At 60.7% G+C, this 15,191-nt stretch carries 13 protein-coding genes and 1 pseudogene; 12 read left to right on the forward strand and 2 right to left on the reverse strand.

All coding sequences use genetic code 11. The features are described 5' to 3' along the window. Window positions 1-194 (reverse strand): hypothetical protein (locus RI841_RS04345; protein WP_310704351.1); only part of this gene is annotated, 194 nt, incomplete at its 3' end. Between the two features lie 208 nt (window positions 195-402). Between RI841_RS04345 and RI841_RS04350 the strand changes: the two genes are divergently transcribed. The 4 genes and pseudogenes from RI841_RS04350 to RI841_RS04365 all read left to right on the forward strand — a co-directional run. Further along, window positions 403-894: a plastocyanin/azurin family copper-binding protein gene (locus RI841_RS04350; protein WP_310704352.1), complete on the forward strand. Its 492-nt coding sequence runs from the start codon at window positions 403-405 to the stop codon at window positions 892-894. 9 nt (window positions 895-903) lie between these two features. Continuing rightward, window positions 904-1,569 carry a response regulator transcription factor gene (locus tag RI841_RS04355; protein WP_310704353.1) on the forward strand — a complete coding sequence of 222 codons (666 nt, stop codon included), beginning with the start codon at window positions 904-906 and terminating at the stop codon, window positions 1,567-1,569. Next, window positions 1,550-2,884, forward strand: coding sequence for an ATP-binding protein (locus tag RI841_RS04360; protein ID WP_310704354.1), 1,335 nt, complete (start codon window positions 1,550-1,552; stop codon window positions 2,882-2,884). Before RI841_RS04355 ends, RI841_RS04360 begins: the two co-directional genes overlap by 20 nt. Before the next feature lie 71 nt (window positions 2,885-2,955). Further along, window positions 2,956-3,465 (forward strand): annotated as a pseudogene (locus RI841_RS04365) (multicopper oxidase domain-containing protein); the annotation flags it as partial. 216 nt (window positions 3,466-3,681) lie between these two features. Here the strand turns inward: RI841_RS04365 and RI841_RS04370 are convergent. Then, window positions 3,682-3,918: a hypothetical protein gene (locus tag RI841_RS04370; protein ID WP_310704356.1), complete on the reverse strand. Its 237-nt coding sequence runs from the start codon at window positions 3,916-3,918 to the stop codon at window positions 3,682-3,684. Window positions 3,919-4,665: 747 nt separating this feature from the next. Between RI841_RS04370 and lgt the strand changes: the two genes are divergently transcribed. From lgt to RI841_RS04410, 8 genes are all read left to right on the forward strand, one after another. Then, a complete protein-coding gene (lgt, locus tag RI841_RS04375; protein WP_310704357.1) occupies window positions 4,666-5,475 on the forward strand; it encodes a prolipoprotein diacylglyceryl transferase in 810 nt (269 codons plus the stop codon). Window positions 5,476-5,551: 76 nt separating this feature from the next. Next, the gene (locus tag RI841_RS04380) at window positions 5,552-5,893 is read left to right on the forward strand and encodes a cation transporter (protein ID WP_310704358.1); all 342 of its coding nucleotides are present in this window, start codon (window positions 5,552-5,554) and stop codon (window positions 5,891-5,893) included. 653 nt (window positions 5,894-6,546) lie between these two features. Next, window positions 6,547-7,854, forward strand: a complete 1,308-nt coding sequence (locus RI841_RS04385; protein ID WP_310704359.1) for an APC family permease — start codon at window positions 6,547-6,549, stop codon at window positions 7,852-7,854. Between the two features lie 101 nt (window positions 7,855-7,955). Continuing rightward, on the forward strand, window positions 7,956-10,274 hold the full coding sequence (locus RI841_RS04390; protein WP_405000911.1) for a heavy metal translocating P-type ATPase: 2,319 nt from the start codon (window positions 7,956-7,958) through the stop codon (window positions 10,272-10,274). 285 nt (window positions 10,275-10,559) lie between these two features. After that, window positions 10,560-11,699: a GlxA family transcriptional regulator gene (locus RI841_RS04395; protein ID WP_310704360.1), complete on the forward strand. Its 1,140-nt coding sequence runs from the start codon at window positions 10,560-10,562 to the stop codon at window positions 11,697-11,699. 197 nt (window positions 11,700-11,896) lie between these two features. Next, the gene (locus tag RI841_RS04400; RefSeq protein WP_310704361.1) at window positions 11,897-12,874 is read left to right on the forward strand and encodes a dipeptidase; all 978 of its coding nucleotides are present in this window, start codon (window positions 11,897-11,899) and stop codon (window positions 12,872-12,874) included. Between the two features lie 260 nt (window positions 12,875-13,134). Next, a complete protein-coding gene (locus RI841_RS04405) occupies window positions 13,135-13,680 on the forward strand; it encodes a DUF5943 domain-containing protein (protein WP_310704362.1) in 546 nt (181 codons plus the stop codon). Window positions 13,681-13,692: 12 nt separating this feature from the next. Then, window positions 13,693-15,191, forward strand: a 1,499-nt coding sequence (locus RI841_RS04410) for an NADH:flavin oxidoreductase (protein WP_310704363.1), incomplete at its 3' end; no start/stop codon positions are given.

Below are 15,191 nucleotides of genomic sequence, written 5' to 3' on the forward strand. Positions count from 1 at the left end.
TAGCCCATCATGCCGGGGCCCATGCCGCCCTGGCCGTAGCCCATCATGCCCGGGCCCATGCCGCCCTGGCCGTAGCCCATCATGCCAGGGCCCATGCCGCCCTGCTGCATGCCTTGAGCAGAGGCAGCGCCGCTGGCGGCTACTCCCATGCTGGCGGCCAGAACGATAGCGAGAAACTGCTTATGTTTGATCATGGTCTTTTCTCTCATCTTGCTGATGGTAGAGAATTCACCTTCCCCAACCGGGAAGGCAAGATTGGCTTCAGTTATGAGCTTACAACCTATGGGTGGCACCAATGTCAAGGTGTGAGATGGATTACAGTATTTTTTGCTGAGTTCAGCCTGTCTTCAGGTTTGTGCGTTAGAAGTGAACCTCCCTGACTTAACTCAAAGAGGTACTATCATGCGCAAGACACTGCTGGCCCTGGCAATGGGCCTGATCACGACGACAGCCTTCGCTGGTGCTGGGCACGGCGGCTCTCAAGCTGCGGTGAGCGATGCCGACATCGATCGCACCATTAGGCTCGAGGCGGGTGACATGTGGTTCAACGCTGAGAATCTCGACATTGCGCCAGGCGACACCATCAATTTCAAGATCGTCAACACCGGTAACCTCGAGCATGAGTTCGTTATCGGGGATGCCAAGGCACAGCAAGAGCATCGCGAAATGATGCAGGCGATGAGGGGAAGCGGCCATGGTAATGGAGGGAATGGTGGTCATGGCATGGCAGGGGGCGAGCAAGGTGCCAGCATGCCATCCGTGACCATCGCGCCGGGTGACACGGCAGAACTCGTATGGACTGCCCCTCAGAACGTCGACGGCCTGGAATACGCCTGCAACATTCCGGGCCATTATGAGGCCGGCATGTCCGGACATATTGATTTCCAGGGATGAATCTTTCGCATGAAACTGTTGCTGCTCGAGGATGACGACCTGCTCGCCGAGAGTCTGGTCGACTGTCTGAAAGACAACGGTTACCGGGTCGATCTGGCCACTTCGCTGAAAGTGGCCAGATCACTTATGGCAACCGAGCATTATGAACTGGCAATCCTCGATCTCGGTCTTCCAGACGGTTCGGGTCTGGATTTGCTCAAGAGGTGGCGCAAGGAAGGTCATGACCTGCCAGTGCTGATCCTTACCGCCCGTGACACTTGGGCAGACAAGATCGTTGGGCTGGAGGGCGGTGCCGATGACTATCTCACCAAGCCCTTCCACGAGGGAGAGCTTCTCGCACGACTCAAGGCGCTGCTACGTCGTCGCTCCGGCAATATGTCGCAAGAACTGTTAATCAATGGAGTAAGCCTCGACGAAGCCAACCAGTGCGTCAGCATCGATGGAGGGCCTTGGCAAACGTTGACGGGTACTGAATTTCGATTGTTGCGCTACCTGATGCACCATCCCGATCATGTTCACTCGAAGGAGAAACTGATCGATCAGCTCTATGCCCTGGAGCAAGATGCGGCCGCGCCGAATCTTGTGGAGGTCTATATCGGTCGCTTGCGGCGCCATCTCGGCAAGTCGATTATCGAGACGCGGCGAGGGCAGGGGTATGTTTTCGTTTCGCGTTGATCAACGCAGCTTGCGCTTCCGGCTGCTGGCCTGGCTATCCGGTATTGCCTTGGTAGTGACGGGGGCGACGTGGTTCCTGCATGGCATCCTGTTGCAGGATCTGGCCCGCGACTTTCTCGGGGAGCGCCTTGAGCGGGAAGCCGAGTATGCGATTGAGCAGTTGGAACAGGAACGCCAGACTGTTCCCGTAGCACTGGACTCGGCGAGTCGAGGCTATCAGATCTTTCACCATCTCTATGTGCTACGTCTTGGTGGCGACACTACAGCGTCGGACCCGCGCTGGCAGAATGCCCTGGCACCTCTGCTCGATGAGGCAGTCGATGCCCTTGTCGAGGTAAAGGAGGACGAACAACATCTGCTCGTCTACCGACGTCACTTCACTCTAGACGGGGAATCCGGTGTATTGCTGGTGGGTGAGGATTTTTCCCGGCTTGAAACGGGTTTGCAGCAGCTTCACTGGTGGGTCACTGGTATCGCCGCGGGTCTGTTGCTGCTACTGATTACCTTGAACTTGCTGGCGGTCAACCGTGGACTGATACCACTATCTCGACTTCGAGACCAGCTGGAGGAACTCCGGTCAGGGGAACGTGAGCGGTTGTCCCTGGATGTGCCGTCCGAGTTGGATGGTCTGGTCATGCAGCTCAACCGTTTCATGGATGAGATCGACAGTCGGTTGCAACGCTCCCGCGACTCGGTAGCGAACCTGTCTCACGCCCTCAAGACGCCGCTCGCGGCGATAACCCAGGTGCTGAGAGGCTCGCGCCCCATCGATGAGGCTCGTCGCCAGAAGCTTGTGCAGCGTCTCGAGGAGATGCACACCCAGTTGGATGCCGAACTCAGACGTTCGAGGATTGCCGGTCCCCACGCTGGGCACATATCTGACCTGCATCGCGATGGCTCTCGGTTGATCCAGATGTTTCGAGGGCTCTACCCCGACAAGCGGTTCAGCCTGACATTGCCGGAGGATAGGGACCGACGCGTCCCGATCGAGCCCCAGGACTTCTCCGAGATGCTCGGCATCGTGCTCGACAATGCGGGGAAATGGGCGGTAAGTGAGGTGATCTGTCGAGTTATGGTGGATGAATCACTCAGGATCACCGTCGAGGACGATGGACCAGGGGTTGCACCGGGAGACATGTCTAGCCTTGGTCAGCGAGGCATGCGCCTCGACGAGCGTCAGCCCGGATATGGATTGGGGCTCTCCATCCTGACGCAACTCGTACCTCGGTATTCAGGGCAGGTAAGGTTCGACATCAGTTCTCTGGGTGGCTTGAAGGTCGAACTGACGATTCCTCTCAAGGAATGTTTGCGGTAATCGCCCTTTTTCAGCCATGACTCAGTTTTCTCCGTCAATATATTGCGACCAGGCATTGACGGGAATCACACATGGCAAGATCCAGAGTCATCACGCATCCGCTGTCGCGCCGGCAGACCTTGAAAGGTGGAGCAGCACTGGGGCTAGGTTCGATGGCCGCCCTCGGCCTGCGTCCAAGCTGGGCCAACCCTTGGGGCCAGACCAATGTCTATTCGAAGGGAGTCGAGGAAGGTCCTGAGGTGGCGCTCGCCATTCGTCGTGAATCGATTCCAATTGCGGGTCAAGAAGCCCGTCCAATCAGCATCAACGGTACCAGCCCGGGCCCGCTGATTCGTCTCAAGGAAGGCCAGGCTGCCGTCCTCAAGGTCACCAACCTGATGAAGGAACCAACATCCATCCATTGGCACGGCCTGATCCTACCGCCGGAGATGGACGGCGTGCCGGGGGTTAGCTTCGCTGGTATCGAACCTGGCGAGACCTTCACCTACCGTTTTCCGGTACACCAGAACGGTACCCACTGGTATCACAGTCACTCCGGCCTGCAGGAGCAGCTTGGTCATGACGGGCCGCTGATCATCGATACGAGCTTCACGTGACATATTAACACCAGACAGGAAAACTCGATTTTATCATCAGGGCCAGTTTAAAGCTGGCCTTTTTATGGTGGTGCGCCAGGCATGGCGCGCACCCCGTTCAGGCGCTATCCGGCCAACCGGGGTGGCTGGCTGGATGACTTGGGGTCTTCTACGAACCGCTGCCGCTGATAGCGGGAAACGTTAGCTGAACAGCAAGGGTGTTCATTGCGAGACGGAATCTGAAGGGAGCTGTAGGCAAACTCCTTGCCCGACGAACAGGAACCGCAAATGGGCAACCACATCTGGGCGATAGGGCCAGGTGAGCCTGGCGATCGAAGCCGCTGTCTTAGCGCGCCACAGTCGCGGCGCCTGGGTCAGATGGTAGGCGCGTGGCTGCACCCTTTCGAGGAAGGTATTGTTCTCCTGCATGGTGTGCTGCTTACTGGGATGCAGTTCCATGCCCAGGCACCAACCCTCGTTGCCCAGTTTGGCCGCGATGGGGGGATAAGCCGTCGACCGTCTGGTATATCCGCGTCACACCCTCCTTACGGATGTTGTTGTTGTTCATCACGAAGGAGGTGTCGATATCCAGTTAGACACGTCCCTTCCCCGGGCTAATGGGCGCCTCGATCAGCGACTGTAGTGTCGTGGACCAAGTCGTGGTGCATTCCTGAAGTTCCTGAGCGGCCAGCTTCTCAAGCCTTGGCGCCGTGTGGCGGTGCTGGGGATTTTCTGTAGGTTGAGCAGTTGCTGAAACGGTGTGTCCTGGCAAAAGCTCTCAATGGCATCGAAGTCACTCATTCCAAGACACAGCAGCCCCAGAAGGCCTTGACGATGTTGCTGGACAGGACCCCTTGGGAGTCGGGAAGCGACTACCGAAGCTGTCGATACCGGCAATATCGAAACATGGACTGATGATCGAGAGGCGGGCATGGCTGGTGAGGATACGACCACTGGCGCGGAATTTGAGGTTGGGTATGGTGCGGTACGGGTGGAGGGCTGATTTTGCTACATTTCCAATTAAATCAGTAGATTAGAAGAAATTCGGAGGCCAGTTTCACGGGTTTAAGTGTGAGCCCGTGTTCAGCTTGGATTCAGGCCTAGGGGCTATGCTGGTCTATAAGAGAACACCTTTGGTCTATGCGCTAACCCGCTTGGGTGGCGTCGAACGGTTCGTAGAAGCTTGGAAGTCGCGAGGAAATCGCCATGATCCCGTACCCCCAAATCGATCCCGTGGCTTTTTCCCTAGGGCCTGTGCAGCTTCATTGGTATGGCCTGATGTACGTGGTGGGGTTGACGGCCGCCTGGTGGTTGGGGCGGCGGCGAGCGCACTGCCTCGGCCTGACCCACGATGATATCGGCGACCTGATCTTCTATGGTGCCGTGGGCATCATCATCGGTGGCCGCCTGGGCTATGTGATGTTCTATGGAGTCGATCAGCTGCTGACCAACCCCTTGTGGCTTTTCAAGGTCTGGGAAGGGGGCATGAGCTTCCATGGGGGCCTTGTCGGTGTACTGCTAGCCGCGTGGCTGTTCGCTCGGCGTCACCGTCTAGCCTACCTTCAGCTGACCGATTTCATTGCGCCGCTGGTGCCGATCGGTCTGGGTGCTGGGCGCCTCGGCAATTTCATCAATCACGAGTTGCCGGGGAGGGTCAGCGATTTGCCCTGGGCGATGGTCTTTCCCCCCATGATGGGATTGGGCCCGGAGCCGCGCCACCCTTCCGCACTTTATGAGTTTGGATTGGAAGGCGTGGTGCTCTTTTCTGTGCTGTGGTGGGTATCGCGGAGGCCGCAGTGGTCAGCCTTCATCTCGGGGTTGTTCCTGCTCCTGTATGGTGCCTTCCGTTTCAGTGTGGAGTTCGTGCGTCTTCCTGATCCGCAACTGGGCTTCATCGCCTTTGGTTGGCTCACCATGGGACAGTTGTTGACACTGCCGATGATGGTTGCCGGCGTGCTGTTGGTCATTACGTCGCATCGCCGCCAGCGAGCCATGGTTGTTTCATCGGCTCGTTGAGCGAGGCAAGTGCCATGGGAGACATGGCGATAACATTGGAAAAGCGTTATCGATATTGCATCTTACGGAGGTTGTCATGAAACAACATCGAGAGCACCGCTTGGGAGTCTCTGAAACTACCTTGGTGAACCGACACTTAAAGCTTGATTCCAGCGACCTTGATGCGGTTAAAGCGGCTGTTGCAGATATTGATGAGCTCTATGGAATTGACAGTGTTTCGTTTGATAACAAGAAGCGAAAGCTGCACCTTTCCTATGATGCTTTACGCCTCTGTCTCGACTATGTTGAAGAAATTCTGGAAAAACATGCTGTCGAAATTAGCCATGATTGGTGGAACCGTTTCAAGGAAGAGCATTATCGGTTTGTCGATCAGAATGTGAAGGACAATGCGAAGCAGGAACCTTGGAGCTGCCATTGAACGGTATTCATATCCATGTTCAAGGCTAGTCTTAGGGTGAACGCTGCATGAAGCTATGCTTGTTTCGCTCGACGGCTGAACTTCATGTAACGCTATTTGCCTTCCTGTTGAACCTGACTTGGGAGTTTCTGCAGGTTCCATTGTAGGTGGGCATGCCAACGATGCCTCACTGTCAGGCCGTGCAAGCTTGCACACAGGCGGCTCTTGGCGATGTGGTGATCGCTTGACGGCTACTGGACGGTGGCTGCATGGCGTAGACGGCGGGGCTGGCTTCGGCATTAGGGGTCAAGGAATGCTTGGGCTTTGTGCTGGTGTGAGTCAGCTTCACGGTGGCATTGGGAGTATGCGCCACTGATGCCTAGCGTACCGTGGATTGGGCACGGGCCTTTTGCCGTTATTTCAATGGTTGATCTTGCCGCCGCTGATTCTGTGGATGCCGTGTCGCCATTTTCTGGGTTACGAGTTCATATCCAAAGAAATAATTTGACCATTGGGTGGCACATAGGTTCTACACTTTTATTCGAAGCTGTCAGTGCATGCTCTAACCTGAATCATCAATTGTATGCCAGAATGCCAAGAGGCATTTCAGTCGGGCTCGGTTTCATACAACCGGGAGGGGGATGAGAGAGTCAATGGATAGAACGCCACAGTACATGCAGAATAGCCTCTCTCTGGTTGGTGCGATTGCCTTAGGGACGGGGGTCATGATTGGCGCTGGCATTTTTGCCTTGACAGGGCAGATGGCCGAGATGACAGGAGAGTTGTTCCCGTTAGCATTCTTGTCGGCGGCACTCATCGTCTCCTTCAGTGCTTACTCCTATGTGAAGATGTCCAATGCCTATCCGTCAGCTGGTGGAATCGGCATGTACCTTCATAAGGCGTATGGGCCGACGCTCACCACCGCTTTTCATGCGCTTTTAATGTATTTTTCCATGGTGATTGCACAAAGTTTCCTGGCGAGAACCTTTGGGTCCTACACGCTTGAACTTTTTGATGCAGGAGATAGGTCACGACTCGTCCCTACGCTGGGGGTCGCTCTTCTTATTTCTGCGTTCTTAATCAACCTCTCTGCCAATAAATTGATCCAGGGCGTTGCCTCAGTACTCGGGTTTATAAAGATTGGCGGGATTATCCTGTTTGGTATCGTTGGTGTCATCGTCGCCGACCCTGTTGGCATGGAAACTTCGGCGTCGGCTCCTGAGGGGTCTATTTCAGGCTTTCTGGGAGCGACTGCGTTGGGGGTCCTGGCCTTCAAGGGGTTCACGACTATCACCAACAGTGGTTCAGAGATAAAAGAACCCCATCGCAATGTCGGTAGGGCGATCATGATATCGATCGGTCTTTGCGTAGTGATCTATGCGTTGGTGGGATTTGCCGTTTCGAGTAACTTGTCCCTCGACGAAATCATCGAAACAAAAGATTATTCACTTGCGGCAGCTGCGAGGCCGGCTCTTGGAGAGGCCGCCGTCTGGTTCACCGTCATTCTTGCCATGCTGGCCACGGCAGGCGGCATCATCGCCAGTGTGTTCGCGGTGTCGCGCATGCTGGCGATGCTGACCGAGATGAATCTGGTGCCCCATCGCCATTTCCACATGCCTGGCAGCATCCAGAAGCATACCCTGGTCTACACTATTGTATTCGGCCTGCTGTTGACGGCATTTTTTGATCTCAGCCGTATCGCGGCGCTTGGCATCATCTTCTATCTGATCATGGATATGTCGATTCATTGGGGAGTATATCGTCATCTTCGACACGATGTCGGTGCCAACTCTGCCGTTCTAATCGTCGCCCTATTGCTCGACGCGGTTGTTTTGGCTGGCTTCGTGTGGGTCAAAGCAACCACAGACCCGCTAGTTCTCGGCGTCGCCATCGTAGGGATGGCACTCATCCTGCTCGGCGAGTGGTTATTCCTGTCATCTCGTGAGTCGCCAGGCGATAACGGCCATTCGCATTCTCGTTGACCTGCTCAGGAGCCGGCATATGGACATCAAGACCTTCTGTGTCTCGATTCACTGGGACCGCCAGTCGCACCAGCACCTGGCTCGTCAGACAGGGAGAAAGAATGATGCCTAAGGACCCCTCTCACGTAGTCAAGGATCCTGTCTGTGGCATGGACGTCGATCCGCACGAGACTGAGCACCGCGCGGCCCATGCGGGCAAGACCTGGTATTTCTGTTCCGCCAAGTGCCAGGACAAGTTCGAGAGTGACCCGGAGGGGTATCTGGAAGCCACGGCGTCAGCGCCCGAGCCTGCACCACCCGGCAGTATCTATATCTGCCCGATGCATCCCGAGATTCGCCAGGAAGGTCCCGGTGACTGCCCGATATGCGGCATGGCCCTGGAGCCTGAGACGGTCTCCGCCGATACCGGGCCCTCCGAAGAGCTGAAGGACATGACGCGGCGCTTCTGGATCGGGCTGGCCCTGGCTCTGCCGGTACTGGTGCTGGAAATGGGCGGACATCTCTTCAGGCTCGATCACCTGATCGCCCCCCAGGTCTCGAACTGGATCCAACTGGTATTGGCCACGCCGGTGGTCGTCTGGGCCGGTAAGCCTTTCTTCGTGCGCGGCTGGCGCTCCATCGTGCAGCGCAGCCTCAACATGTTCACCCTGATCGCCATCGGTACTGGAGCGGCGCTGGTCTACAGCCTGCTGGCGACTATCGTGCCGGGCATCTTCCCCGATACGTTCCGCCAGGCCGATGGCTCGGTGGCCGTCTACTTCGAGGCGGCGGCGGTGATTGTGGTGCTCGTGCTGCTTGGGCAGATCCTGGAGCTGCGCGCCCGAGAGAAGACCTCCGGGGCGATCCGTGCGCTGCTCGATCTGGCCCCGGCGACCGCTCGGCGCATTGACGAACAGGGGCAGGAGGAGGAGGTCTCCCTCGACAAGGTAGAGGTCGGCGATCGCCTGCGCGTGCGTCCCGGCGACAAGGTGCCGCTGGATGGTGAGGTGCTGGAGGGGCGCTCCAACATCGATGAGTCGATGGTCACCGGCGAACCACTGGCGGTGCGCAAGGAAGCCGGCGATGGCGTGATCGGTGGCAGCATCAACGGCCAGGGGTCGTTCATCATGCGTGCCGACAAGGTGGGCCGCGACACCATGCTGTCGCAGATCGTGCAGATGGTGGCCAGCGCCCAGCGAAGCCGGGCGCCCATCCAGGGGCTGGCCGACAAGGTAGCCGGCGTCTTCGTGCCGGTGGTGATCCTGGTGGCCGTGTTGGCCTTCATCGCCTGGTCGTTATGGGGCCCCGCGCCGCCCATGGCCTTCGGCCTGATCGCCGCGGTCAGCGTGCTGATCATCGCCTGTCCCTGTGCCTTGGGGCTGGCCACGCCGATGTCGATCATGGTCGGCGTGGGTCGTGGGGCCCAGGCGGGCGTGCTGATCCGCGATGCCGAGGCGCTGGAGCGCCTGGAGAAGGTCGACACCGTGGTCGTCGACAAGACGGGCACCCTGACCGAAGGGAAGCCCCGAGTGACCGAGCTGCTGCCTGCAGAAGGCTTCGACGAACAGGAGCTGTTGCAGTTGGCCGCGGGGCTGGAGCGCGGCAGCGAGCACCCCTTGGCGCAGGCCATCGTCGAGAAGGCCAAGGAAGAAGGTCTGACGCTCTCGGAGGCGACGGAATTCGATTCGCCCAACGGCAAGGGCGTGACGGGGCAGGTCGACGGCCATCGTGTCGCACTCGGCAATCGCCTGCTGATGGAGAGCGAGCAGGTAGATCTGACCGAGCAGGAACAGGATGCCGAACGGCTGCGTGGCGATGGCGCCACCGTGATCTTCGCCGCCGTGGATGGCCGCCTGATGGGCCTTCTGGCTATCGCCGACCCTGTCAAGGAGACCACCGAGGAGGCCATCGAGGCCCTGCAGGCGGACGGTATTCGAGTCGTCATGCTCACCGGTGACAACCGCACTTCTGCCCAGGCGGTGGCGCACCGCCTGGGCATCGACGAAGTGGAGGCCGAGGTGCTCCCCGAGGACAAGGGGCGAGTGGTGCAGCGCCTGCGAGACGCGGGGCGTGTGGTGGTGATGGCCGGCGACGGCGTCAACGACGCCCCCGCCCTGGCAACCGCCGACGTGGGCATCGCCATGGGTACCGGTACCGACGTGGCCATCGAGAGCGCCGGCGTGACCCTGTTGCGCGGCGACCTGACGGGCATCGTCGAGGCGCACCGGTTGTCGCGGGCCACCATGCGCAACATCCGCCAGAACCTCTTCTTCGCCTTCGTCTACAACACCGCGGGGGTGCCGATCGCCGCCGGCATCCTCTATCCCTTCACCGGCATGCTGTTGTCACCGATCATCGCGGCGGCGGCGATGTCGCTCTCCTCGGTCAGCGTGATCGCCAATGCTCTGCGACTGCGAGTGGTGGCCCTGAAAAAGGGCTGACACCTCGAGGACGTTCGATGTCGAGCCCGACTTCATGCGCGACCCCGAGCAGGGCGAGCGGGATACCCGCCATGCCTGTGAGCGACATCCTACCTCCCTGAACGCGACATCATGGTCGTTATCAACTGGCGGCCCGCCGGCTGATAGGTAATGGTGACATGCCAGATCACGACGCCTTGTCGTACCTTTCGGGACGGACTTGCCTGATCGCGACAGCCAGATACCGCGGGCGTCCGGATACGGACATAAAAACAACCTGTGTACGACCCCGTACAGGAGTCCCTCATGACGACCCCTTCCCAGGCGCCGCACAAGCCGGCCGCCTCCCAAGCCATTGGGTTCTTGCTGCTGGAGAACTTCACCCTCTTCTCCCTGGCCTCGGCCATCGAGCCGTTGCGCATGGCCAATCAGCTGGCCGGTCGGGAACTCTATCGCTGGTTCACCCTGAGCCTCGATGGCGAGCCGATCTCTGCCAGCGATGGCCTCAAGGTCACGCCGGATGCGGCAATTACCATGCCGCTGGCGCTGGACATGGTGGTGGTCTGTGGCGGGGTAGGGCCGTCACGTGCGGTTCAGCGCGAACATGTCGTCTGGCTGCAGGGCCAGGCACGTCTCTCCCGTCGGCTGGGCGGGATCTGCACCGGCAGCTGGGCGCTGGCCAAGGCGGGACTGCTGGATGGCTACGAGACCAGCGTCCACTGGGAGTGCCTGGCGGCCATGCAGGAGTCCTTTCCCCGGACGATGCTCACGACCCGGCTGTTCTCCATCGACCGCGAGAGGGCCACTGCCTCGGGGGGGACGGCCCCCCTGGACATGATGCTCACGCTGATCGGGCGAGATCATGGCCGGGAACTCTCGGCAGGGATTTCCGAGATGTTCATCTGTGACCGCGTGCGCGGCGAGCAGGACCAGCAGCGCGTGCCCCTCAAGCATATCCTCGGCACGACCCAGCCCAAGCTGCTGGAGATCGTGGCGCTCATGGAGGCCAATCTCGAGGAACCCATCGGGCTCGAGGAGCTGGCGGCCTATGTCGACGTGTCGCGTCGCCAGCTCGAGCGGCTCTTCCAGAAATACCTGCTCTGCTCGCCGTCGCGCTACTACCTCAAGCTGCGGCTGAACCGCGCCCGACAGCTGCTCAAGCAGACCTCGATATCGATCATCGAGGTGGCCTCTGCCTGCGGCTTCGTGTCCACGCCGCACTTCTCCAAGTGCTACCGGGAGTTCTTCGGCCAGCCCCCCCGGGAGGAGCGACAGGGCGCGAACCCGGTCAGGGTGCCGGTGTCGCCGTCATGCGAGCAGGCGGGAGCCAGCCTGGAACTGCTGTCCTTCGAGGCGTATCCGGTCGAGCCGGTCTCCTCGGCCATCATGGCCCTCGACCAGGCGCGCGGCGAGCCGACCTACGCCAGCGTCCTGCTGCGCACCTGAGCCGCGCCTTCCGCCATCTTCCTGCCGAACCGATCGCCATGCCGGTCCCTCATGGGCCGGCATGTTGCCGTCGCGCGTCGTAACCGCGACAGTCAGTCATGACGTTTTTGGAATTCTCGTCGTCGCTTCCAGGCGTCGAGCCGGGGTGGGCCAGCGCTATGCTGCCGTCGAGTCGAACACATCCCGGAGCGGCACACATGACCCCAACAGAGCTGCACGACGACGCCATCGTCCTTGATGGCCTGATCATCGCCAAGTGGAACCGCGAGCTGTTCGAGGACATGCGGCGCGGCGGGCTGACGGCGGCCAACTGCACGGTGTCTGTCTGGGAGGGCTTCCAGGCCACCGTCGACAACATCGTCAGGTCCAATGCGCTGATGGCCGAGTGCCGCGACCTGGTCCGTCCCGTGCGCACCACCGCCGACATTACCCGCGCCAAGGAAGAGGGCAAGACCGGGATCCTCTATGGCTTCCAGAACGCCCACGCCTTCGAGGACCAGATCGGCTACGTGGAGGTCTTCAAGCAGCTGGGCGTGGGCATCGTCCAGATGTGCTACAACACCCAGAATCTGGTGGGCACCGGCTGCTACGAGCGTGACGGTGGCCTCTCCGGCTTCGGCCGCGAGATCGTCGCCGAGATGAATCGCGTCGGCATCATGTGCGACCTCTCCCACGTCGGCGAAACCACCTCCCGGGAGGTCATCGAGGCCTCCGAGAAGCCGGTCTGCTACTCCCACTGCCTGCCCTCCGGTCTCAAGGAGCATCCGCGCAACAAGTCCGACGCCGAGCTGACGTTCATCGCCGACCGTGGCGGCTTCGTCGGGGTGACCATGTTCACCCCCTTCTTGCGTGCCGGGGTCGACGCCACCGTCGACGACTACGTCGAGGCCATCGAGTACGTGATGAACATCGTCGGTGAAGACGCCATCGGCATCGGCACCGACTTCACCCAGGGCCATGGCCAGGACTTCTTCGAGTGGCTGACCCACGACAAGGGCTATGCCCGGCGCCTCACCCGCTTCGGCGAGATCATCAATCCCGAGGGCATCCGCACCATCGGCGAGTTTCCCAACCTGACCGAGGCGCTGCTGCGCCGCGGCTTCAGCGAGCCCCAGGTGCGCAAGATCATGGGTGAGAACTGGGTACGCGTGCTCAAGGATGTCTGGGGCGCCTGACTAAGCGCAGGCGGCTGCCTCCGAAGTGAGGGGCGCCGGGAGCATGCCGTAGAGGAGGTCCGACGCCAGGGGTGAGGAGCACTGCTCCGAACGGGCGGGCCATGGATGGCCCGCACCGGCCCTGCAAGCGGCGCAGGATGCAAGAGCGCCGCAGGGCGTCGGTAGCGTCCAAGGATGGATTCATAGCGCCTCCTCGGAGGCATGCTCCCGGGGTAGCCCCGTCGATAACCTGACATAACAACGATTCGAGGAAACCAATCGTGACTCAGATGGCCCCCGAGCTGCCCATCGAGGTGGACGCCGAGACCGGCGTCTGGACCACCGACGCCCTGCCGATGCTCTATGTGCCGCGGCACTTCTTCATCAATAATCACCTGGCCATGGAAGAGGCCCTGGGCGCCGAACAGTACGCCGAGATCCTCTATCACGCCGGCTACAAGAGCGCCTGGCACTGGTGCGAGAAGGAGGCCGAATGCCATGGCCTCGAGGGGGTGGGTGTCTTCGAGCACTACATGACGCGCCTCTCCCAGCGCGGCTGGGGCCGCTTCATCGTCGAGGCCATCGACCTCGATGCCGGCACCTGCCAGGTGCGCCTCGAGCACAGCGCCTTCGTCTATCAGCTGGGCAAGGTGGGGCGCAAGGTGGAGTACATGTTCACCGGCTGGTTCGCCGGCGCCATGGACCAGATCCTCGCTGCGCGCGGCAGCAAGCTTCGCACCGTCGCCGAGCAGGTCCAGAGTGCGGCCGAGGAAGGCTGCGACGTGGGCCGCTTCGTCACCCGACCGCTCGATACCCTCCGGGGCTGAGGAGTCACCATCATGGCATTCGACGCACTCTTCCAGCCGATCGAGATCGGCAAGCTCACCATCCGCAACCGGGTGGTCAGCACCGCCCACGCCGAGGTCCATGCCACCGACGGCGGCATGACCACCGAGCGCTACGTCAGGTACTACGAGGAGAAGGCCAAGGGCGGCTGCGGCCTGTGCATCTGCGGCGGCTCCTCGGTGGTCTCCATCGACAGCCCCCAGGGCTGGTGGAGCTCGGTGAACCTCGCCACCGACCGCATCATCCCGCACTTCCAGAACCTGGCGGATGCCGTCCACCAGCACGGCGGCAAGATCATGATCCAGATCACCCACATGGGGCGCCGCTCCCGGTGGGACGGGTTCAACTGGTCGACCCTGCTGTCACCCTCCGGTATCCGCGAGCCGGTGCACCGCTCCACCTGCAAGACCATCGAGGAGGAGGAGATCTGGCGCATCATCGGCGACTTCGCCCAGGCCGCGCGCCGGGCCAAGGAGGGGGGCCTCGACGGCATCGAACTCTCCGCCGTGCACCAGCACCTGATCGACCAGTTCTGGAGTCCTCGGGTCAACAAGCGCGAGGATCAGTGGGGCGGCCGCTTCGAGAATCGCATGCGCTTCGGCATGGAGGTGCTCAAGGCGGTGCGCTCCGAGGTGGGCGACGACTTCGCGGTGGGCATGCGCATCTGTGGCGACGAGTTCCACCCGGACGGCCTCTCCCACGACGACATGAAGCAGATCGCCGCCTACTACGATGCCACCGGCCAGGTCGACTTCTTCGGCGTGGTGGGCTCCGGCTGCGACACCCACAACTCCCTGGCCAACGTCATCCCCAACATGTCCTATCCGCCGGAGCCCTTCCTGCACCTGGCGGCGGGCATCAAGGAAGTGGTCAGCGTGCCAGTGATCCACGCCCAGAACATCAAGGATCCCAACCAGGCCCAGCGCATCCTCGAGGGCGGCTACGTGGACCTGGTGGGCATGACCCGGGCGCATATCGCCGACCCGCATATCATCGCCAAGATCAAGATGGGCCAGATCGACCAGATCAAGCAGTGCGTGGGCGCCAATTACTGCATCGACCGCCAGTACCAGGGCCTGGACGTGCTGTGCATCCAGAACGCCGCCACCTCCCGGGAGTACATGGGCCTGCCCCATATCATCGAGAAGTCCGATGGGCCCAGGCGCCGCGTCGTGGTGGTGGGCGGTGGTCCCGGCGGCATGGAGACGGCCCGCGTCGCCGCCGAGCGCGGTCATGACGTCACCCTCTTCGAGGCCGCCGAGGCCCTGGGCGGGCAGATCACCATCGCCGCCCAGGCCCCGCAGCGCGACCAGATCGCCGGTATCACCCGCTGGTATCAGCTGGAGCTGGCACGCCTCAACGTCGACCTTCGCCTGGGCACTCGGGCCGACGAAGCGACCCTGCTCGACCTGCGCCCGGATATCGTGGTGCTGGCCACCGGCGGTCAGCCCTTCCTCCGCCAGGTGCCCGAGTGGGGCTACGCGGAAGATCC

This window comes from Halomonas sp., assembly GCF_031581305.1.
In the GTDB taxonomy this organism is placed as follows: Bacteria; Pseudomonadota; Gammaproteobacteria; order Pseudomonadales; family Halomonadaceae; genus Halomonas.